The following is a 21970-nucleotide window of genomic DNA, read 5'->3' on the forward strand; positions in this document are numbered from 1 at the left end:
TGGCCGGATCACGCGCTGAAAATATGCGGTGTGATGATCCGGGCCTGTGTCCATGCTTTGGCGAATGGCCCCTTTTCCGGCAGTTCCATCCGGCGGGCTGCGGTCAGCATCCACGTCAGAAAGGCCAGCGGCAGGGTCGCTAGAAAGATCAGCGCAAAATAGGCATAATATTCCCGCTTTGGCGGCGCGTGCCGCTCGCGCATGACTGGTGCATCTGTTGTAAAGTCGGTCATGTCCGTCCTCCTGAGGATGGTTGCAATGTCTCGACGGTCTCAAGGACCACCCGGTCGTTGCCGGCATCGAGGGCCGCCCGTTCGGCTGCGTCGCGCAGCGTCTTGGCAGCAGAAATACGTGTCAGAATGGGATGGGTCGCCACGATCTCATCCAATTTCGCCTGCGCGTCGGCATCCCACGGGAAATCGCGGCGCAGCGGTGTCAGGGTCGCTTCGGTGGCGTCCATATCAGTACCCAGCGGCAGGATGTGGAACAGCGCATCAAACAGGCCATTGCAGACCTCTTGCAGCACATAGGTCGCACCGGCGTAACCCATGAATGGCGTGCCGGTCGCCCTTCGGATCGCGGCACCGGGGAAGCTGGCGGGGATGAATACCGGGCTGGGGCCATGCCCTGCCTTCATCTCGGCCATATACATTTTTTCGTTGATCGACCCCAACACAATCAGGGGGCGTTTGCTGTACAGCAACTGCCGCACTTCTTCGTTGTTGGTCTTTTTGCCGCGACAGCGGGCAACAGCAAAGGCACAAGGGAAACCCAGATCACCTTCGAGGAAGTGACGCACGCCGCGGGCATAGGTTTCATTGGCGACAATCGCAAATTCTGCCGTGGCAAAGAAATCCTGCGTGACCGACCGCCACAAATCCCATACCGGCTTGATGGTCGAATGTTTTTCACGCTCAATGAACGGCTCAGGGTCCAGACCCGTCAACTCGCCCAGTTTGCGCAGGAATTTCGTGGTAGAGTCGATCCCGAAAGGGGCCTGCAGGTAGGGCTTGCCCAACACCTCGCACAGCCCGCGCCCAAATTCGCGGTACATGGTGACGTTGACGTCCGCATTCACGAGATTGCGCATTTCGGCGACATGGGCACCCAGTGGCATCACCATATTGACTTCTGCGCCGATCCCTTCGACCAGCCGCCGGATTTCGGCCAGATCAGATGGCATGTTGAACGCGCCATACATCGGGCCAAGAATATTGACGCGCGGTGCTGCACCCTCTTCACGCTTCTTTTCTGGGGGCATCCGGCCTTTGGTCATGCCGAATTCGGTGAAAATCCAGGTCATCGCGCGGTCCGCACATTCCCATTGGTCTTCATCAATTGTGCGCGGCAGAAAACGCTGGATATTAGTCCCTTGCGGTGTGACGCCACCACCGATCATCTCAGCAATTGACCCGGTGACGACGACAGCGGGCAGAGCAGGATCAAGCACTTCCCAGGCGCGTTTCATGGCCTCTTCTGTGCCCTCACCCATCTCGGTTTCACCAAGGCCGGTCACGACAATCGGGAGTTCATGCGGTGGTAGTCCGTCGGTGTAGTGAAGGACAGAAGTTACAGGGAGATTTTCGCAGCCAACGGGGCCGTCAATCACAACCTGCAGGCCTTTGACTGCACAGAAGGCGTAAACCGCGCCCCAATATCCACCTGCACGATCATGATCGGTGACTAGCATGGGACACCCCCATGCTGCGGGGCGAAAAATCTTCCGGAAGATTTTTGGACACATGAATTTTCTAGAAAATTCATCATATCATCTGCTCCGCTTTGGCGGCGCGGGCCAGTTTATCGAGTTTCTTTTGGTGCTGCGCCCGAAAATCGGGCCGCAGGTTAGGCGATCGTTCCCAGACGCCCGCCGTGTCTTCAGACCCCACACCTTCAAAAAACGCACGCATCTTGTCCATCTTTTCCCTGCCAGCAATCGCTGCATTCACTACCTCGGCGAGGGACCCAGCCCCCGCCGGTCCCATGAGTGGCCGTGCCGAAATGAGGTTTGTAAAATAGAGTGCGGGAATGCCCGCTTCCTTGGCGTGTTGAACAACCGGGGTCGTCCCAATCGCCAGATCCGGCTTGATCGCATCTACCGCAGCAAGGTCGTCCTCAAGCGATGCGCGATATTTGACCTTCACGCCTTTTGCTGCCAGCCATTCCGCATCCGCCGCAGACCACGGCGTTTTGGGACAGGCGGTGCCAACGTAGGGCACATCCGCGCCACTTTCGATCAGTAGGCGGGCGACCAGAAGTTCCGACCCCTCATAGCCCGACAGCGTGATCGTGCCGTTGATCTGCGCGCCCGCAAGTGCGCCTTTGATCGCGGGCAAGAAGCCATTTTGTGCTGCGGCTACCTGATCCTTGGGGATATTGAATGCATCGCCGATCCCCGCAAGCCAGTCCGCCGTTCCGTCATGACCCACCGGCGCTGACCCGACAACAGGACGACCAGCGCCCTGAAATTCGCGGATAGAAGCCGTATAGAAAGGATGAATCGCCGCCACAGCACCACAATCAAGGGCGGCATATAGTTCCCGCCATTCGCGTGTCGGCACAACGGGACCGGCGGCCAGCCCAAGAGGGGCCAGCATTGCGCCGATCATCATCGGGTCAGCCGGGAACATTTCACCCAAAAGCGCCACGGTCGGACGATCCGACTTGCCACCGTCCGGGCGGGCAACCGGCCCTGCCTTGATTTCCTCGCGCGCATAACTCAGCATCGCACCGGCCAGGACATCCTTGGCCTCTGCGTGGGTGGGGATGCCGAAACCGGGGACATCAATACCCACGATGCGCACCCCGTTGATTTCCTTTGGTAGCAGGCGCAAAGGCACGCCCGACGCCGTAGGCACGCAAAGATTTGTGACCACGATCGCGTCATACCGATCAGGGTCCGCCAAATCGTGGACCGACTCGCGGATATCCTCGAACAGTTTGCCAGTCACCAGCGTTTCTGAATTGAACGGGACATAGCCGACCGAGCGGCGCGCGCCATAGAAATGCGATACGAAAGTCAGCCCATAAACGCAGCAGGCGGAACCCGACAGGACCGTTGCGACCCGCTTCATGCGAAGGCCCACGCGCAAAGACCCAAACGCGGGGCACATGCTTTGCGGTTGGTCATGGGGGCCTTGCGGATAGTCCTTGGCATATTGATCAAGAATATCGGACTTGCCCGCGGCACGGGCAGCTGCCTTCATCGTTCCAGCGCCCGCTGTGCATCCGCCATCCAGAGCAGTTTGACCGACATCGGGCGTCACATCAAAATCAGGGCGCGCGTCACCTTCGATGATCTGGACGTTGCCAGCCTCATCATAGCCAACTTCATATCCCTGAGTTTCATGCGTCATAGCGTTGCATCTCGCTCTTGGGCAGTTGCGCAATATGATCGCGCAGCCGTTTGATTTGCCCGGGTGTGGCACGCGCCAACATCCGCAAGACCTCCTCGAGGGTGGCCGTCTGTTGCTCAGGCATCATCATAAATGACCTCCAAGCTTTCCTTGGGGGCAGCATTCTTGCCGCGCATGTCCACGTCAGTTGCCGGGACCAGTTGATAATCCCCGCCTGTATCCTTGGCATCGAAAAGGCCCAGCAGACCGTCCTGATCAAGCGGCTTTGGACGCACCGGAGGGGCGATACCGACGGCTTCGGCCAATCCTTCAAACATCGGACCCCACTGGCTTTGGCGCGTACCGACAATCTGATAATTCGCTGATTTCTTTCTCAGGTCGTCATCTTGGGGAATGGCGGCAAGAACGGGGATTTCCGTTGCTTGCGCAAATGCCTGAGCCTCGCCCGTATCATCGTCTTTATTAATGACAAGTCCGGCGACCCCAACGTTACCACCAAGCTTGCGGAAGTATTCGACTGCGGAGCAGACATTATTAGCAACATACAACGACTGGAGGTCATTTGAGGCCACCAAAATCACTTTCTGCGCCATGTCGCGCGCGATCGGCAGGCCAAACCCGCCGCACACCACATCCCCGAGGAAATCAAGGAGGACATAGTCAAAATCCCAATCATGGAAGCCGAGCTTCTCAAGCAGTTCAAACCCGTGGATAATGCCGCGGCCACCGCAGCCCCGCCCGACTTCGGGACCGCCAAGCTCCATCGCAAAGACACCCCCACGCTTGAAACAGACGTCGCCGATCTTGACCTCTTCGCCGGCGATCTTCTTTTTCGCCGAGGTTTCAATAATTGTCGGGCAGGCCTTACCGCCAAACAAAAGGCTGGTCGTGTCTGACTTGGGGTCGCAGCCGATCAGCAGGACGCGCTTGCCCATTTCGGCCATCATGTGGCTCAGGTTGGCCAGCGTGAACGACTTGCCAATGCCGCCTTTGCCGTAAATCGCAATGATCTGGGTCTTGGACGTCGGCGCACCCTGCGGCACCTCAAGCGAAGGTTCCTGAGCAGCCTCATCCCGCAGGCGCTGGTCAAAGTCTTTCAGGTTTGGCACTTCGTCTTTCATAGACTTCCCCAGTTCAATATCATTTTCAGGCAGGCCGGATCAGTAAAGGCTGTCTGGTATGCCTCTGCCGCATCACGCGCGGCACTTGTGTGTGTGATCAGGTCCGCCAGTTCCAACGCGCCAGCCTCGACCAGAGCTTTGGTTGCAACCATGTCGTCAGCCGCCCATTCCGCCGAAATGCGAAAGCGCGCTTCCTTCATAAAGGCGGGCGGAAAGGCGAATTGCAGTGGTGCGGTATAGAAACCGGCAAGGACAATCTCCCCGCCCTTTGCGATACGGCCAACCAGATCATTCAGCAGATCGCCGCGCCCGGATGCGTCATAAATGGACCTGTAATCGCGGCGTTCGTCCGCGTCAGGGCTGATGACCTGATAGCCTTTTGCACCGGCCATCCGGGTTGGGTCAATTTCCCAAACGGTCGGCGCAGGCGCACCTGCGGCAACCGTTAGCCGGGCCAGCAAACGACCCAAAACGCCATGCCCGACAATCAGATCAGGGACCGCCTTGTTCGGTCCGGCCATCGCATGACGGGCCGTCGCGGCAAGTGCGAGCAATGCACCGGCAGGTCCGAAGCCACGGTCAATTCTTGTAACCCGCGATGCTTTCGTCACCAGCCGCTGTGCGGCCGCACCAAACAACCCATGCGCGCCGTCGTAACAACTGGCACCGGGCACAAACACATGCTCGCCGACGCGAAAACCGCTGTCCGGTCCGGCCTCGACAACCTCGCCTGCGGCCTCATAGCCGGGGATCAAAGGATATCCCATGCCAGGAAATGGGGGCATTTCGCCCGTCCAAAACAGCTTTTCCGTCCCGGTTGAGATGCCAGAGTGATGGATATCGACGACAAGATCATCCGCCGTCGGGGATGCAATCCCGATCGTATCAATCGCTAGTTCCCTAGGTGCTGATAATATGACGGCTGCTGTGTCCAAGACCCTCTCCCGCTGGTCGCGCTTGTCCCAAAAGGAACTCAAACTGCGACGCCTTATCTTACTGTCAGTCTAAACAGACATCGCTCAGTGTCAATTACTTTAGACATTTAAAGTGTCAACTTTGCTTTACACCCTGCACGACTGAAGTGACGAAGGGACGGGCGGGGACCGGGCGTTTAATCGCCTGAAATCCGGCCTGCTTCAGCAACCCGGAAACCTGTTCCGGTGACCTGGCGCATCCGGTGCGCATCGCCATACAGTAAAGGGCGAAATAGGCGTCGCCCGCCCGTTCAGGGACCTTGCCGCCGGTCATGGGTTCAGAGATCAGAATGCGACCGCCGGGCGGCAAGGCCGCGAAGGTTGCGCGCAGCAGCGCCAGAACCGTGTCATCCGCATGATCATAAAGCACGCGGACGAGGCTGATCATGTCGGCGCCCTGGGGCAGCGGGTCGTCCCGGAATGACCCCGGCGCCACTGTGACATGGGCCATCCCGTCGAATCGGGCACGCGCCGCGGGCACGACCGCCGGCAAATCAAACAGGGTCAGCGGCAAGGACGGATAGGCATCTGCAACCGCAGCCAGAAAGGCGCCCGTGCCGCCGCCCACGTCCATGAGATGTGTGACACCAGACAAATCCACAGCTGCAAGCGTATCAGCGGCGACAAGACCCTGACTGTCAGACATCAGTTGCGAATAGGTGGCTGTCACGTTCGGGTCTGTCGCACCGCCCGCCCCAAAAACATAGGGCCAGAAGTCCGCCAGTTCGGTCTGCACCTCACCCCGGAAAAACGCCACCGGATCGGCAAGATCTCGATAAAGCACATCATGATGCGCGATCATGCCGGCAAGGCCCGGTACACCAGCCAACGCGGCACCGCGCACCGTCAATGCATAGTCGCCCGCCTTGCGCTGTTTGAGCAACCCAAGCGACACAGCACCCGACAGCAGCACTTTCATCCGGTCGGGCGGCACATCCAATTTTCCGGCAAGGGCCGCCGCCGACATTTCCTGCGCGAGCAACAGGTCAGGGATGCCCAGCTTGACCAAGGCCTGTAATATTTGCGAGTGGCAAAAACCCGCGACCAGATCAAACATCGCCTCGCCTTCGCGGCGCACGATGCGGCGGGTCAAGGGAAAGCGGGCCGCCCATTTCTGAAAACCGGGCGAGGCGACAAGCCGGGTCAGGCGCGATGCGGTCCTGCCGGACTTTGGGCCGCGCATATAGCTTGACCCCGGCAGATCAACATCGGCCATTATTCACCGGGCACGGTCGACCGGCGACGCGCGCCAGCAGGCACTAGCCTATCGGCATAAGCGCGGACCATTTGGGCCAGTGCCGCTTCGCCGGGGCAGGCGGGAATGGATGCAATCGCCCCGCCCAGAATATCGTCAAACCGCTGCACAGCCCCCTGCACGCCAAAGGACGCCACGGCGTTCGGCCGACCATGCAAATCATCCTGTCCGGCCGGTTTGCCCAGCACGTCCTCGTCACATAGGGCATCGCGAAGATCGTCGGCGACCTGAAAGGCCTCGCCAATGCGCGCACCCAATTCGGCCCATGGCTCTGCCTCTTGGCCCGCTGCGACGGCCCCCATCTGGGTGGCCGCAATAAACAGCGCACCGGTTTTGGCCTGATGATAGGCAGACAGGTCAATCTGGCTTTCGCTTTCCCAACCCTGACCCGCGCATATGCCAAAAGGCATACCCGTGCGGGTGCCCAGAATATCGATCAGCTGAATGGCCCTGTGCGGGGTGTGGCCCGCAGCCGCCGCCAGAACCTGAAACCCCATCACAATCAGACTGTCACCGGTCAGCACCGCCAAAGGCTCCGAAAACGCGCGATGCACGGCAGGCTTGCCGCGCCGCATGTCGGCATCGTCAAAGCAGGGCAAATCATCATGTACAAGCGATGCGCAATGGATCACCTCAAGTGCGACAGCAGCCGCATCTGCAAGCGGCGGGCGATCATCGCCACAGGCCATCGCAACAGACATCAGAATCGTCGGCCTGATCCGGGCACCGCCCGGAGTCACCGCATAATCAAGCGCCGCAGCCAGCTTTGCAGGCGCAATACCGCCCTGCCCTTGCCTGATGGCCGTGGTCATGGCTGCTTCGATCCGGTCAGAGATTTTCATAAGCGTCTCCCAGGTTACTGTTCATAGTGTCCATTTTAGTTTACATGTGTCAATGTAAATCCAAAGAGACACCTGCATCACGGAGCGTTATGGGCGACCAATCTCCAAATGTTATCATCGTCGGCGCCGGGATCGGGGGACTGGCATCTGCATTGCGGCTGGCCCATGCGGGCTGTGCCGTGACTGTGCTTGACATGCATGACACGCCCGGCGGCAAGATGCGCACGGTGCCATCAGAGGCAGGGCCAGTAGACGCAGGACCGACAGTTCTGACCATGCGGCCCGTGTTCGAGGCGCTGTTTGCCGACGTCGGTGAAGAGCTGGGCGACCATATCACGCTCACGCCCCTTGAAACACTGGCCCGTCACTATTGGGACGATGGGACGCGACTTGACCTGTCAGCCAACCTAGAAACAAGCCGAGACAATGTCGCCCGCGCCTTTGGGGCAAAGGCCGCACGGGAATTTACCAACTTTTCCAACCGGGCAAAACGGCTGTTTGATGCCTTCGATAGCCCAATGATGCAAACGCAAGCGCCTGACCAGAGTGCGGTGACAAGACAAGTCATGCGCAACCCAAAACTGATCTGGGATATGGCACCGCATAAATCGCTGGCGGGGCTGTTGAAGTCCAGCTTTGGTGAGCCCCGCCTTGCCCAACTTTTCGGGCGCTACGCCACTTATGTGGGCGGATCGCCCTATGCGTCGCCTGCGATTCTGGCGCTGATCTGGCAGGCAGAGGCGCAAGGCGTCTGGACCGTGGAGGGCGGCATGCACCGGCTGGCCGCAACCATCGCATCGCGCGCCAAAGCCCACGGTGCCGAGATTCGCAGCAATATCCATGTGACCCGGATCACCCGGCAAAACGGCAAGATCACCGGTGTGCAAACGATCGACCGCCACTACCCGGCCGATGTCGTGCTGTTCAACGGCGACCCCCGCGCGCTGGCAAAGGGGTTATTGGGGCCAGTACCACAGGAAGCTGTCGGACCGGCCAGCACCGAACCGCGCAGCCTGTCGGCGTTCGTGCATGCGTTTGCGGCCATCCCACAGGGCGCTGAGCTGGCCCATCACACGGTCTTTTTCGCCCGTGATCCGCAGGCCGAATTCGGAGCACTTGCGCGCGATGAAATGCCCACCGATGCCACGCTTTATCTGTGTGCGCAGGATCATGGGCAAGTAGCCCCTGACGCCATGCAGCGATTTGAAATCATCATGAACGGCCCGCCCGTGCCGCGCGACCCGCAAAAGGAAAAACCGCCATGTCAGACACAGATATTCAACCGGTTTCAGGACTTCGGCCTCAGCTTCAGCCCAACACCGGGGCCAGAGGCGCTGACCACGCCGGACGGGTTCAACGCGCTGTTTCCAGCGAGCCTCGGTTCCCTGTACGGGCGGAGCCCGCACGGGCTGACGGCGGCCTTCAAGCGCCCGACAGCGCGGACGGCAGTACCGGGGCTGTACCTTTGCGGGGGCGGCACACATCCGGGGGCGGGCGTGCCGATGGCGACACTCTCCGCACGGCACGCGGCCGCGGCGATCATGAGCGACCATGCTTCCACCTTGACGTCCCGCCAAACGGCTACGCGTGGTGGTACATCGACGGGATCAGCGATTGCGGGACCAAAGCGGTCTCTTTCATCGGGTTTATAGGGTCGGTCTTTTCGCCGTGGTATGCGTGGTCGGGGCGCAAAGACCCAACCAATCATTGTTGCATCAATGTGGCCACCTATGGACCCGGCGGGCGGTTCACCATGACCGACCGGGGGCGCGATGCGCTGAAAACGACAGCAGACCGGTTCGACGTCGGCCCCTCGTCCATGTCGTGGACCGGCAATGAACTTGTCATTGATATCGATGAAGTCAGCAGCTTTCCCCTGATCAGCCGTGTGCGCGGGCAGATCACGATTACACCGCACGCGCTGTCTTCGGTCGAATTGCCGCTGACGCCAGACGGCGCGCATATCTGGCGCCCCTTCGCGCCCTCGTCCGATATCAAGGTCGATCTGGAGGCCAAGGGTTGGCAATGGTCAGGTCACGGCTATTTCGATGCGAATTTTGGCACGCGGTCACTTGAAGAAGATTTCAGTTTCTGGACATGGGGGCGCTACCCCACCGCGACGGGTGCCACCTGCATTTATGATGCGGTGCGGCGGGATGGCAGCACGCTGGACACGGCCATTGCATTTGACGCAGATGGCAACGCGCAGATCGTCGATGCACCACCGCGCACCACATTCAAAAGGTCACTCTGGCAGGTCAGACGCGAAACCCGCGCCGACGCCGGCATCTTGCCGCGACAGGTCCTGAATATGCTGGATGCGCCGTTTTATTCCCGCTCTGCCGTGCGGACGCAATTGAATGGGGAGGTGGTGACAGGTGTTCACGAAGCTCTGGATCTGAACCGCTTTCGATCCCCGATCATCAAATCTATGCTGGCCACGCGCGTTCCGCGACGAGCCGTTTGGCCGTGACGCTGATGACATAAATGTCTGCCGGCAAAGTCAGGATTTGACTCTTTAACCATTCGTAGCATAAAATAAAGAGAGGTGTAGCGGGTTTTTGTCGCCCGTTTTGATTGTTGATATGGTGATTTGGGGAATTTTATGAATATTTATCGGACGTTTTCGGCTGCGGCTTTCGCAGTCATGTGTTTTGCGGGCAGTGCCCACGCAATTACCTTGAGTTTTGCAGAGTTCAGTAGCTCTTCGAATGATCCGGCGACCGGCGCATCGGGTGAGGTCCAGCTTGATTTCAGCGCTGTCGATGGTATCGCTCGTGTGGATGTGACCGTTACAAATACAACGGAATTGACTGACTTTGGCAGTGGCGCAACCGAGTCCCAATTGACAGGGTTTGGTTTTGACCTGCTCGACGGCGTGGCGTTCGCTGGAATGTATGTGATCGGCAGTTTCCTTGATACGACATTGTTGAATGCATCCTTCTCGCCTTTCGGGACTCTTGACCTTGCCTTTTCTGACAATGGGGATTTCAACGGCGGCAATGCGAACAGCGCCTTGCCAGAGGGGCAATCGGACATGTTTTCATTCGCGCTGACTCTGGGATCTTTCGGAACGGTGGCCGCGCTGGAAGCCGCATTTGAAGCTGCATTTATCGAAGAAAGCCTTGACGCCGGAATGCGGTTTCAGCAAGTCAATGCAGGTGAAGGCAGTGACAAGCTCTTGTTCAATCCGGAAGTCTCGACGGTTCCGCTGCCCGCTGGTTTGCCGCTTCTTCTGACTTGTCTGGCGGTCACGGGCATTCTTGCCCGCCGCAAAGGTCCATCCCCGGCAAGTGCTATCGCGCAACCTGTCTGAACCAGACGAATGCTGCGCGGGCGTCAACCCATGGCCGCGCTGCGCAGCACTTCATCAACACTGACCCGAGGGTAGCCAGACAAGACAACGTGGCGAAACCGTCTTTGACAAGGTAGGTTGCATTTTCAGCCAACCTGAAAGCGTCGGCGAGCAACCTATGCCTGCTTACCCAAGGGGTTACGACCGACACTGTGATTTGATGGGCAATCCCGATATCGCAAGCAACACATCCCATGACGAATCAAGCAAGTGTAATGATCTGACCGCCAGCGGCTTGCGCGTCCTCCGCATCATGGGTGACCATCAGCACCGGCAACAATCGCGCGCGGGCCCTTTCAAAGACCATGTCGCGCACTTGCGCCCGCAATGCCGCATCCAGCCGGGAAAACGGCTCGTCCAGCAAAAGACCACAGGGTTCTGACAGCAGCATCCGCATCAGCGCAACGCGCGCTTTCTGCCCCCCAGACAATGTCGCCGGGTCACGGTCCGCAAAACCGGACAGCCCGATTTCATCCAACGCGTTGTTGATTTTTTCCAGCCGGGTTGATTGCGCCCCACCCGGCCGCAGCCCAAACGCCAGATTGGCCCCCACTGACAGATGCGGAAACAGCAAATCATCCTGAAACAAGATCCCCACACGGCGCCGGTGCGGCGGCGCGTGCGTGATGTCCTGCCCGTCGATGCATACAGTGCCTTGCGCGTCAAATGCAGGGGCCAATGTGCCCGTGATAAAGGCCAGCAGGGTCGATTTGCCAACACCTGACGGGCCCATGATTGTCAGCACGTCCCCCGGTGCGATGTCATGATGGACCGACACAAGTGACGCACCATCCTTGGAAATCACCACATTGCGCAACGACAGACCCTTATCCACGCCACAAACCCCTTCTGTTACGCCACACCAAGGCGGGGATAAGCAAAGCAAGCGTGAATGGCACCAGCGCCGCTCCGGTTTGCATCAGCCCATACACACCAATTGCCCGCCGATCACCCCCCGAAGAGAGTGCCACCGCTTCGGTCGTCAGCGTCTCGACCCTGCCGCCGCCGATCAGCAAAGTCGCCAGATACTGCCCGACAGAGACAGCCATACCAACCGCCAGTGCCGTCAGAATGGGCCCCAGCAGCATGGGCAGGCGCACCCGCCACAAGACCCCGTTGGGACTGGCGCGCAAGGCAGCCGCGACCGTGCCCATCCGCACGTCCCATGCGCGAAACGGGTCCGCCAGAGACAGGAAAACATACGGCAGGACAAACACCAGATGCGCCAGCATCACGGGCAATCGTCCTTCGTTTGCGCCGACCTGCAACATCAAGGTCTGCAATCCCGGCAGAAACGCCGTCTGTGGCACCAGCAATGGCAGATAAAGCAGCCAGATCCCGCGTTGGGTCACCGGCAGGCCATAGCGGTATTCGGCCTCTAGACAGCCGATTGTCAGGATCAGAGCCACCAGCGACACAGTGACCGCAATCAGGGCGGTTTCGCCCAACGCCTCAAGCGTGCCGGGTCCATGGCGCAGCCAGTTCCTGAAGGTCAGCTGATCAGGGAAAGCATCGGGAAAACCCCAGTATCCAGCAAAAGACCAGATTGCCAGAACCGCGATCCCGAGAAAGATGGTCAGGGCAGAGATCATGCCAAGCCCAAGTGCTGTTTGCCGTATGACAGGGTCCAGCCTGCCCCGATGACCCGCCGCAATCCAGCGGCGGCCAAGTGCACCGATGGCAACCTCGCCCAACCGCCACACAACCAAGGCACCGATAACAAGAGATAATTGCAGCAGGGCACCCGCTGCTCCTTCTAACCGCATGGCCAGATCAGGATCAGACATCAGTTTGACGATCTGGACCGACAGCGTTGGCGGCGTATTCGGCCCAAGGATCACGGCCACATCAACAACCGACATTGAATAAGCCAACACCACATAAATGGGCGGCCTGATCTGCGCGTACACGCGTGGGAACACAGTCTTGAGCCAGCCTGTCAGCCGCCCATAGCCCAGCGCCTGTGCGATAGCCAGACTGCGGCTGGCATCGGTCTGGCCGAGCGCGGCAAGGGTAATCAGCAGCAGAAATGGCACTTCCTTGGCGATCAGCCCGGCGGTCATGGTCAGCCCCCATGTGTCCTGCACAATCAGCAGGTCCAGCGGGCGCTCCCATCCGGTCAGATCGGGTGACACCAGACGCGCAAGCCAACCGGACGGCGCAATCAGAAATGCAAGGCCAAAGGCCGCCGCCGCGTGGGGTACTGACAAAAGCGGCGACAACATTCGCTCAAGCAACCGAAATGCCCGCGTGCCGGACCAGCCTGCGGTAATCAAGGTCACAATCAGCAGCGATACAGCCGTCGCGCCAAGCCCTGTCGTGACCGATAACATTGCTGCACGCGGCAAACCGGCCCAGTCAAACAGTTCAACAAAAGGGTCCAGCGACGGGCCGGTCAGGCCAGCAGCGGGCAGATGTCCGAACGCTGGCAGCAACGTCCCCCAGAGACCCGCAACAACAGGGCCAAGCATGGCCAGCAATGTCAGAACGGGCAAGGCCGGGGGAAGTCGTCGGCTGTTCATCTGGGCAGCAAGCCTTATTGGGCAACCCCGTAGCGCGTGACCCAATCATCGGCGATCCGCGTCATCCAGCTTGGGTGCGGCTCAGGCTGGACCGTGCCCAGTTCAGCGGGCGACAAGGTCGCAACACCAAGATCCAGCGCATCAAACACTGCGCGATCTTCGGGCGCGAGGGCATCCATGTTCAGAACTGTGCCATACCCAAGGATTTCCGGATCTTGCGCGCGTGCCTGCGCTTCCGGCGAAAGCAAGAAATTTGCGACAACCATCGCGCCTTCCTTCGAGCCGGAGTTATAGGGAATTGCCACAAACGACGCGTTCCCGATGGTGCCTTTGTCCAGCACAAAGGTCCGCACGCTTGGGGGAAGTTCGTTATTGGCAATGGCGGTAGAGGCCGCACCAGGGCTGAAGGAAATCGACAGGTCCAGCTCGCCGTCCGCGATCAACGGGAACATCGCGGTGCCGGTCGCGGGGTATGCCTTGCCCTGCCGCCACAGATTTGGTGTCAACTCATCAAGATAGGCCCAAAGGACCTGCGCCACCTCGTCATAGGTTTCGTCAGTCGCGGGCGCAGACAAGACCGATGCGTCAGGCAGAACATCGACAAGGACCTGTTTGAGGAACGTCGTCCCCAGAAAATCAGGTGGCTGCGGATAGGTAAAGCGACCGGGGTTTGCAGCGGTCCATTCCAGCAGTTCCGCCATGGATCCAAGGGGTTCCTTCATCCGGTCGGTATCATAGTCAAAGACGACCTGCGCCATTGCCCAAGGGCTTTCGTAGCCTTCGACAGGGACGGTAAAGTCGGTTTGCACAGTCTTGCTCTCTACATCGACCAACGCCCAGTTGGGCAATTGTTCGGCATAGGGGCCAAACAGCAGGTCTGCCTCTTTCATGGCAGCAAAGTTGGCACCGTTGATCCAGATCATGTCGATGGCGCCATCGTCATTTTCGCCCGCCTGTTTTTCTGACAAGACGCGGGTGACGGCATCGGCGGTGTCGGTCAGCTTTACATGTTCAAGCGTGACGCCAAATTCGGCGGCAACCCTTTCGCCGACCCATGCGATGAAATCATTCGTGGTCGTGGACCCGCCCCAAGCATTCCAATAAACCGTCTGGCCCTGCGCTGCGGCTTGCACGGCGTCCCAATCGGCAGGGTCTACGTCGGCCAATGCCGGCAAAGGGGCCATCAAAGCGGCCGTAAGCGCGAGGTGTTTCATCAAGGTCATCCTTTAGTCAGTGTAAAGTTGTTTGGCCGCCATGATCCGCAGTGTCGCGGTCAGAAAGCACAGGCTGCCAAAAATCCAAGCAAGCGGCGCGAAGGAGGAAGAGAAGAGGCAAAGGGCCACGAAAAACACAATGGTTTCCGTGCCTTCCAAGATGCCATTCGAATAGTAAAGCGACTTCTGGCCCTGTGCATCCGTCTTGTGACCGTATTTTTCGGCCAAAATGGCATAGCCCAAAAAGCTGGTCCCATTAAAGTAGAACGCCGTCAGAAGAAACGCACCAGCAGCGCCATTTGCCCCCGGATCGGCAAGCACAAAGGCCATTGGGATCGCCCCGTAAAACAGGAAATCAGCCGCGATATCCAGATAGCCGCCAAAGTCCGTCTTTTGGGTGGCGCGGGCAACGGCCCCGTCCAGCCCGTCGGCCAAACGGCTGAGAAGCAGCGGCACCAGCGCCAGAACCGGCGCGCCCAGCGCGATGGTCAGTGCTGCCAGCAACCCCAGCCCCAGCCCGATCAGGGTCACGCTGTTGGCGGAAAAACCACGCCCTGCCAAACCGTGACCAAGCTGGTTCAACGGCGGGTCAATCAGGCGACGGGCGTAACGGTCAAGCATCTGTTCGGGTCCAAAGGATGCGACCTTTTGCCTGATCCCTCTTCACGACGCAACTTAGCTGACAGGAAAGTGAGTTTATCCATCAGTTGTTACAGCGATCCGCGGCCGCCCACTTGCAGTCACCTTGATCTCGGCACTGACAAACATCGCCTGCCCTTCGACCTGCGCTTCGGCAATGTCGATCTGCGCGCGCAGCTGCGGCGCCTCGACACCGGATGCCTGCGCCTGCTGGTTGGTCTGGCTGCGCAAGGCGCTTTCCATCGCATCCAGCGCAGCTTGCGCTGTTTCAAAACCTTGCGGGCCGCTGTGCAAATGCGCGACAAAGCGACCGGGGCCGGGGCTTGTGACCGATCCGGTGGCCTGCATCGACACTTGCCCCACAACCGCACCAACGGCATTGGCTACCCCTGCATGGTCGGGGACGATCACACGGGTCTTCAGCCTGTCGCCCACCGCACCATAGTAGCTGTGCGCCGATGCACCCAACCCCACAACAGGCAGGCCCAGCGCAAGATCAACCTTGATAAGGCCCGACGTCCCGTCCAGCCCGGCCATCGCCAATGGATGACTGGCGAGTGTTTCGGGGTCGCCCCATCCATCCTCTGCAAAGGCCGCCTGCAAGAGATAATCCACGGTCTGACGGGTGAGTTGGTCAACGATCATCCGCGCAAGAGCCGGAGCATCTGCCGCAATCCTGTCCCCCGCACCTGTGCGCCGCCGTGCGGCCAAAGTCAGCGCCTTTTCTGCTGCCGCCCCGTCCCAGTCATCAAGGCGCCCCAGCACATGTGCTGCATCCGATGGCGTCACCCCTGCCAGCATGACAAAACCGCGACTGACCAGACGATGCAGGGCTGAAATCTCCAGCCGCGTCGGCGCTGCGTCACCGATGCGCAAGGGCCCATCGGCCAGTCGCGCAACGATCACGGCTTCACGCGGGGCCAGCCCTTCGGGCGCTTCATCCCAGACCGGCACAACAAATTGACCGCCATCCATCGGTGGCACATCCTTGGCCAACGCCAGATCAAGCGCCCTGTGCGCCTGTTGCGGAAACTGCCGCGCGAACAAAGCAATGGGCATCAGGCGGCGGGGCCCCAGCGCAAGGGCGCCGTCAAAATGCAGTTCGCTGTCGCCGCCAAGACCGTGGGTGCGCATCGCCACGGCCTCGACCATTGTCCGGTACGGCCCGACCCGTGCCCCTTGCGGATCAATCAGTGGCTTGCCGTCACGCAAGAGGCAAATGTCCGTTGTTGTGCCGCCGATATCGCTGACAAACGCGTCCTTGGCACCGGTCAGCCAACCGGCTCCGGCAACCGACGCGGCAGGCCCGCTCAGGATCGTTTCAATCGGTTTGGTGCGGGCCACGTCAGCCGATACCAGCGCCCCGTCACCACGCACCACCATCAAAGGGGCGTCAATGCCACATCGGGCAATATGGCCTTCGACGGCTGAAATCAGACGATCAATCAGGCCAATCAACCGGGCATTGAGAACGGCGGTCAGGGCGCGCTTGGGGCCACCGAGCGCCTGCGACAACTCATGCCCGCAGGTCACGGGTTTAACCGTTGCCGCCCGGATCAGATCACGCGCTGCGATTTCGTGCGCCGGATTGCGGGCGGCAAAGCTGCCTGCAACGGCAAATCCGGTGATCCCGGTCGGTAATTCCTGCAATTCCTGCTCCAATCTGGCCAGATCAAGGGGCATCTTTTGGGTACCCGCATGGTCATGACCCCCTGCCAGATGCAGCACAGGGTCATCGCCCAGCGCATCCGTTACGCCGGCACGACGCAGATCGGGCGCATCGAATCCAATCGCGACCAAGCAGACCCTGCCGCCTTGTCCTTCGACAAGCGCGTTGGTGGCCAGAGTAGTGGACAAGGACACCATCGCAATCTGTTCAGGCGGCACGGCAGCCTGTGCAAGTGCGGCATCTATGGCTGCACCCACGCCCAAAGCGAGGTCAGGGCGCGATGTCAGCGCCTTGGCACTGGCCACGATCCTGTCGGTCACATCATCAAGGATCACGGCATCGGTATAGGTGCCGCCGGTATCGACGCCCAAAAGGAATGCCATTCAACTCTCCATTGCGGCCACCCCGCATTTGCCCAATAGTCACCCCATGGGACAAGACTTAACTGCACTGATTGCGACAATTCATGACAGACGGGACGACCTGATCGGGCTGACCCAAGACCTGATCCGCATTCCGACCCTCAATCCGCCGGGGGCGTTTTACCGCGACATCTGCGATTATCTGGACAAGCGCCTATCAAAACACGGGTTCAGCACCGAACTGATCCGCGCACATGGCACGCCGGGGGACAGTGAAAAATACCCACGCTGGAACATCGTTGCCCGGCGCGAAGGCGGCCATCGGGGCGATTGCGTGCATTTCAACAGCCATATCGACGTGGTCGAGGTCGGCAGCGGCTGGACCAAAGACCCGTTTGGCGGCGAACTGATCGACGGCAAGATCTACGGGCGCGGGGCTTGCGATATGAAGGGCGGGCTGGCCGCATCGATCATCGCTGCCGAAGCCTTTATCGACAGATTTCCGGATTTCCACGGTGCGATTGAAATCTCCGGCACTGCGGATGAAGAATCCGGCGGCTATGGCGGCGTTGCCTATCTCGCCGAGCAGGGCTATTTCGACCCCACCCGCGTGCAGCATGTGATCATCCCCGAACCGCTGAACAAGGACCGGGTGTGCCTTGGCCATCGCGGCGGCTGGTGGGCCGAAATTGAAACCTTCGGCGAGATCGCCCATGGCTCCATGCCCTTTCTGGGTGACTGCGCCGTGCGTCATATGGGCGCGGTGCTGACCGAGTTCGAAGACAAGCTTTTCCCGGCCATGGCCCAGCGTACCACGGATATGCCCGTGGTGCCCGAAGGCGCGCGGTCATCCACCATGAACATCAACTCGATTCACGGGGGCCAGCCCGAACAGGCCGACGATTACACCGGCCTGCCCGCCCATTGCGTGCCCGATAGCTGCCGGATTGTCATTGACCGCCGGTTTCTGGCCGAGGAATCCATCGATCAGGTGCGCGATGAAGTGACCGCATTGCTGGAAGGGGTGAAAGCAAAGCGCGATAAGTTCGACTATGATCTGCGCGAAATCAACATGGTCCTGCCCTCAATGACAGATCGCGAGGCACCCGTGGTGCAGGTCGTCGCCGACCAGATCGAAAAGGTGCTGGGCGCACCCGCGCAATTCGTGGCATCCCCCGGCACCTATGACCAGAAACACATCGACCGGATTGGCAAGCTGAAGAACTGTATCGCCTACGGGCCAGGGATTCTGGAACTGGCCCACAAGCCCGATGAATATATCGGGGTGGACGATATGCTTGATAGCGCCACCGTCATGGCAAGGTCACTCGCGCAGATTTTCCAGACTTAAATCGTTAGGGTCAGGCGCCAAAAGTGATAGGATGCGCATGCGGCGGGTAGCGCAGACACCCTCTTGCCGAGTTCGCTGAACGTTCGTGCAGACCCCCGGACTTGTGCGTCGGACACACATCATTCGGGTGCCTGTTGCCCGCCGAATGCAAGGCGACCCCAAGATTTGTTTTACATTCGCTCGACACAACAGCCACAGTCCGGCAGGCTGTAGAGACATGAAAACTGCTGCACATATCGGAGGAGACTCATGAGTTTCGTTTGTGCAATTCCAATTGTCTCTGCATTTTTCGCGAGCTGCATTCAGGAGCTGCCACTCGCGACGGGCTACGTTGAAGGCGAGTACTTGCTGATTGCTCCCGTTGCCACGGCACAGGTCGCGCAAATGACGCTACGCCGGGGTGACGAAGTTGCGAAAGGCGACATACTGGTGCAACTTGAACATCGTGACGCCGCTATCGCGCTTGCCGAAGCCAAGGCCGCGTTAAGCGCGGCGCAGGCGCGGCTGGCTAATATGAGCGAAGGCCGACGCGCCGAGGAAATCCGGGTCATTGAGGCCAATCTGGTGTCCGCCCGGGCCCAGGCCGAGGAAATCGCGCGCGAAGAGGTGCGTATTTCCAGTCTGGTCGACCGCGGCGTGGTGCCGCTGGCGCAGCTCGAAGAGGTGCAAAGCCGTCTGGAGGTAGCGAACTCGCACGTTTCGGAAGTACGTGCCAGCCTTGCCGTTGCGCGCCTTCCGGCCCGCGCCCACGAGATCGACGCCGCCGAGGCTGAAGTCGCACAGGCCAAGGCCCGGGTTGAAGCCGCCAGCTGGCAGCTTGGCCAACGGACACTCTATGCGCCGGCGGATGGCCGGGTCACTGAAATCCTGCGTAACGTCGGTGAAATTGCCGGACCTCAGGCTCCGGTCCTGTCGCTTCTGCCAGATGGCGCCGTTCTTGTGCGGCTTTTCATTCCCGAAGCTGCGGTTGCCGGTATCGAGGTTGGCACCAAAATGCGGATCAATTGCGATGGCTGCGGCGACGGCGCCAGCGCCACGGTCAACTACATCGCCGACGAACCTGAATTCACGCCGCCGGTGATTTACTCTCTCGAGAACCGGCAGAAGCTGGTTTTCATGGTCGAAGCACGGCCTGATCGGGGGCCAAATTGGGGGCCGGACGGCGGGCGCAGCATTTTGAAGCCCGGGCAGATCGTCGATGCCGTTCTGCATGAGCCGGAACCATGACGGGTGCTGCCGTTGACGTTTCCGGCCTCGTCAAAAAATTCGATGGCAAAACAGTGGTCGACCACGTTTCGATGCGGGTCGAACATGGCGAAATTGCCGGTTTTCTCGGGCCCAACGGGTCGGGCAAGACGACCACGATCCGGGTGATGTGCGGTCTGTTGATCCCTGACGGGGGCGGCGGCACGGTTCTGGGCTATGACCTGCGTCAGCGTCACAAGATCAAGCGCGAAATCGGCTACATGACGCAGCGATTTTCGCTCTATGAAGATCTGACGATTGCGGAAAACCTGGACTTTGTTGCAGGCCTGTACGGGTTACGCCCGGCGCGCCGATACGTGCGCGACGCGCTGGCCGACCTCGGGCTGACCGCGCGACGGGATCAACTGGCCGGCACGTTATCGGGCGGGTGGAAACAGCGGGTCGCTTTGGCCTCCTGTGTGATGCACAACCCGAAACTTCTTTTGCTGGACGAACCGACCGCAGGGGTTGACCCCAAGGCGCGGCGCGAGTTCTGGGATGAAATCCACCTGCGCACCGAAAACGGCTTAACCGTGCTGGTTTCGACACATTACATGGACGAGGCAGAGCGCTGCCACAGGGTCAACTATATTTCCCAAGGCAAGCTTGTGGCTTCGGGCTCGGTGGCCGAAGTCATTGCTGAGTCCCGGCTGACCACGTGGATTGTCGATGGGCCGCATCTATCGGATGCCGCACATTTGCTATCTGGCAAGCCCGGTGTCGACGAGATCACGCATTTCGGGAAAACGTTGCATGTCGTCGGGCGCGATGCGTCAGCCCTTGAACGCAGCGTTCGTGCGGTTGCCCGCACAACCGGTGTACATGCGCAGATCGGGGACACAACGCTGGAAGACGCCTTTATCAGTTTTATGACCAATGGTGAGGGCGGTGCGCGATGAGACGCTTTTTTTCCTTGCGCCGCCTCGCGGCACTTTGGAAGAAAGAAGTGATTCAGATGCGTCGCGACAAGGTCACGTTCGCTATGATGCTGGGCGTGCCACTGATGCAATTGATCCTGTTCGGCTTTGCCATCAACAACGACCCCACGGAGCTTCCGGCAGCGCTGGTCGCGCCGACACAGGATCACTATTCCCGCGCCATTGTCAGCGCGCTGGAACTGACGGGCTATTACCGTTTTGTCTATCCGGGCGTCAGCGCGAGCGAGGCAGAGCGGCTGATCGCAAGCGGTGACGTCTCGTTTGTCGTGACAATCCCTTCGGATTTCGGCCGTCGCGTTGATCGGGGAGACCGGCCAACACTGTTAATCGAGGCCGACGCGACCGATCCGGCCGTGGCTTCGGGCGCGATTTCTACGCTGGGCACCGTCGCATCAGAGGCCCTGCTGCATGAAATGAGAATTGCGTCCCGGGATGATGCAAACCCTCGCACCCACCTGAACGTCATTGTGCATCGCCGCTACAACCCGGATGGCATCTCGCAATACAACATCGTTCCCGGCCTTCTTGGCGTCATCCTGCAGATGACCATGGTGATGATGACGTCCATGGCCCTGACCCGCGAAACCGAACGCGGAACCATGGAAAACCTGCTCGCGATGCCGGCAACAGCAATGGAAATCATGCTGGGAAAAGTGCTGCCCTATCTCGGTGTCGGGGCGGTGCAAGTGATCGTGGTGCTGGGCGCTGCAAAGCTTTTGTTCCAGATCCCCTTCGTCGGGGGTCTGGGCCTGATCCTGATGGGTGTCCTTGTATTCGTGCTGGCTCTGGTACTGCTTGGCTATTCGATTTCGACGTTCGCCCGCACCCAAATGCAGGCGATGCAGCTTACCTTCTTTTACTTTCTTCCCTCGCTGCTGCTGTCGGGGTTCATGTTTCCGTTTCGCGGCATGCCCGTCTGGGCCCAATGGATTGGTGAATTGCTGCCGCTCACCCATTTTCTGCGCGTTATCCGCGCCGTAATGCTGAAAGGTTCGGGATACGCCGACGTTCAGGCCTCCATGTTGGCACTTGGGCTTTTCGTTGTCTTCTTTGCACTTCTCGCCCTTGCCCGTTTCCGCCGAACACTGGATTAGCCGTTGCGTGCGCTTTGATCACGGACGGACAGA

At 59.7% G+C, this 21970-nt stretch carries 20 protein-coding genes; 7 read left to right on the forward strand and 13 right to left on the reverse strand.

Features of this window, described 5'->3' with window-relative positions; all coding sequences use genetic code 11:
* Positions 1 to 8 precede the first annotated feature (8 nt).
* The 8 genes from pufQ to C8N45_RS19725 all read right to left on the reverse strand — a co-directional run bounded on the left by pufQ (position 9) and on the right by C8N45_RS19725 (position 7548).
* Entirely contained in the window at positions 9 to 233 is a 225-nt protein-coding gene (gene pufQ / locus C8N45_RS19695) for a cytochrome PufQ (RefSeq protein ID WP_108388179.1), read from the reverse strand.
* Positions 230 to 1690, reverse strand: coding sequence for a chlorophyllide a reductase subunit Z (gene bchZ / locus C8N45_RS19700; RefSeq protein ID WP_108388181.1), 1461 nt, complete (start codon positions 1688 to 1690; stop codon positions 230 to 232). The genes pufQ and bchZ overlap by 4 nt, the downstream gene beginning before the upstream one ends.
* A 73-nt stretch (positions 1691 to 1763) precedes the next feature.
* Positions 1764 to 3356, reverse strand: a complete 1593-nt coding sequence (gene bchY, locus C8N45_RS19705; protein ID WP_108388183.1) for a chlorophyllide a reductase subunit Y — start codon at positions 3354 to 3356, stop codon at positions 1764 to 1766.
* Positions 3346 to 3486 carry a hypothetical protein gene (locus C8N45_RS23325; protein ID WP_168769531.1) on the reverse strand — a complete coding sequence of 47 codons (141 nt, stop codon included), beginning with the start codon at positions 3484 to 3486 and terminating at the stop codon, positions 3346 to 3348. Before C8N45_RS23325 ends, bchY begins: the two co-directional genes overlap by 11 nt.
* Positions 3473 to 4477: a chlorophyllide a reductase iron protein subunit X gene (locus tag C8N45_RS19710; RefSeq protein ID WP_108388185.1), complete on the reverse strand. Its 1005-nt coding sequence runs from the start codon at positions 4475 to 4477 to the stop codon at positions 3473 to 3475. Before C8N45_RS19710 ends, C8N45_RS23325 begins: the two co-directional genes overlap by 14 nt.
* A complete protein-coding gene (bchC, locus tag C8N45_RS19715) occupies positions 4474 to 5412 on the reverse strand; it encodes a chlorophyll synthesis pathway protein BchC (protein ID WP_108388188.1) in 939 nt (312 codons plus the stop codon). The genes C8N45_RS19710 and bchC overlap by 4 nt, the downstream gene beginning before the upstream one ends.
* Positions 5413 to 5527: 115 nt before the next feature.
* A complete protein-coding gene (locus C8N45_RS19720) occupies positions 5528 to 6667 on the reverse strand; it encodes a methyltransferase (protein ID WP_108388190.1) in 1140 nt (379 codons plus the stop codon).
* The gene (locus C8N45_RS19725; protein ID WP_108388192.1) at positions 6667 to 7548 is read right to left on the reverse strand and encodes a polyprenyl synthetase family protein; all 882 of its coding nucleotides are present in this window, start codon (positions 7546 to 7548) and stop codon (positions 6667 to 6669) included. Before C8N45_RS19725 ends, C8N45_RS19720 begins: the two co-directional genes overlap by 1 nt.
* Before the next feature lie 89 nt (positions 7549 to 7637).
* On the opposite strand from C8N45_RS19725, the gene crtD reads away from it, so the two are divergent.
* The 3 genes from crtD (at position 7638) to C8N45_RS19740 (ending at position 10864) form a co-directional block, all read left to right on the forward strand.
* Positions 7638 to 9200 (forward strand): 1-hydroxycarotenoid 3,4-desaturase CrtD, encoded by a 1563-nt coding sequence (crtD, locus tag C8N45_RS19730; protein WP_108388194.1) that lies wholly within the window; start codon positions 7638 to 7640, stop codon positions 9198 to 9200.
* Positions 9197 to 10021, forward strand: coding sequence for a carotenoid 1,2-hydratase (gene crtC, locus C8N45_RS19735; protein WP_511260349.1), 825 nt, complete (start codon positions 9197 to 9199; stop codon positions 10019 to 10021). The genes crtD and crtC overlap by 4 nt, the downstream gene beginning before the upstream one ends.
* A gap of 132 nt (positions 10022 to 10153) precedes the next feature.
* A complete protein-coding gene (locus C8N45_RS19740) occupies positions 10154 to 10864 on the forward strand; it encodes a hypothetical protein (RefSeq protein ID WP_108388196.1) in 711 nt (236 codons plus the stop codon).
* A 241-nt stretch (positions 10865 to 11105) separates the two neighbouring features.
* Here C8N45_RS19740 and C8N45_RS19745 read toward each other — a convergent pair whose 3' ends face one another.
* The 5 genes from C8N45_RS19745 to C8N45_RS19765 all read right to left on the reverse strand — a co-directional run bounded on the left by C8N45_RS19745 (position 11106) and on the right by C8N45_RS19765 (position 17330).
* Positions 11106 to 11738, reverse strand: coding sequence for an ATP-binding cassette domain-containing protein (locus C8N45_RS19745; RefSeq protein WP_108388198.1), 633 nt, complete (start codon positions 11736 to 11738; stop codon positions 11106 to 11108).
* Complete coding sequence (locus tag C8N45_RS19750) at positions 11731 to 13425, reverse strand: ABC transporter permease (protein ID WP_108388200.1); 1695 nt, start codon at positions 13423 to 13425, stop codon at positions 11731 to 11733. The genes C8N45_RS19745 and C8N45_RS19750 overlap by 8 nt, the downstream gene beginning before the upstream one ends.
* Positions 13426 to 13439: 14 nt before the next feature.
* Positions 13440 to 14639 (reverse strand): ABC transporter substrate-binding protein, encoded by a 1200-nt coding sequence (locus C8N45_RS19755; RefSeq protein WP_108388275.1) that lies wholly within the window; start codon positions 14637 to 14639, stop codon positions 13440 to 13442.
* 12 nt (positions 14640 to 14651) lie between these two features.
* The gene (locus C8N45_RS19760) at positions 14652 to 15260 is read right to left on the reverse strand and encodes a CDP-alcohol phosphatidyltransferase family protein (RefSeq protein ID WP_108388202.1); all 609 of its coding nucleotides are present in this window, start codon (positions 15258 to 15260) and stop codon (positions 14652 to 14654) included.
* Between the two features lie 75 nt (positions 15261 to 15335).
* Complete coding sequence (locus C8N45_RS19765; protein WP_108388204.1) at positions 15336 to 17330, reverse strand: hydantoinase/oxoprolinase N-terminal domain-containing protein; 1995 nt, start codon at positions 17328 to 17330, stop codon at positions 15336 to 15338.
* A 46-nt stretch (positions 17331 to 17376) separates the two neighbouring features.
* On the opposite strand from C8N45_RS19765, the gene C8N45_RS19770 reads away from it, so the two are divergent.
* From C8N45_RS19770 to C8N45_RS19785, 4 genes are all read left to right on the forward strand, one after another.
* A complete protein-coding gene (locus C8N45_RS19770; RefSeq protein WP_108388206.1) occupies positions 17377 to 18660 on the forward strand; it encodes an acetylornithine deacetylase/succinyl-diaminopimelate desuccinylase family protein in 1284 nt (427 codons plus the stop codon).
* Between the two features lie 249 nt (positions 18661 to 18909).
* Positions 18910 to 19887: an HlyD family secretion protein gene (locus tag C8N45_RS19775; protein WP_108388208.1), complete on the forward strand. Its 978-nt coding sequence runs from the start codon at positions 18910 to 18912 to the stop codon at positions 19885 to 19887.
* The gene (locus tag C8N45_RS19780; RefSeq protein WP_108388210.1) at positions 19884 to 20804 is read left to right on the forward strand and encodes an ABC transporter ATP-binding protein; all 921 of its coding nucleotides are present in this window, start codon (positions 19884 to 19886) and stop codon (positions 20802 to 20804) included. The genes C8N45_RS19775 and C8N45_RS19780 overlap by 4 nt, the downstream gene beginning before the upstream one ends.
* Positions 20801 to 21937: an ABC transporter permease gene (locus C8N45_RS19785; RefSeq protein WP_108388212.1), complete on the forward strand. Its 1137-nt coding sequence runs from the start codon at positions 20801 to 20803 to the stop codon at positions 21935 to 21937. Before C8N45_RS19780 ends, C8N45_RS19785 begins: the two co-directional genes overlap by 4 nt.
* Positions 21938 to 21970: the final 33 nt, after the last annotated feature.

It is taken from the genome of Yoonia sediminilitoris (genome assembly GCF_003058085.1).
Lineage (GTDB): Bacteria > Pseudomonadota > Alphaproteobacteria > Rhodobacterales > Rhodobacteraceae > Yoonia > Yoonia sediminilitoris.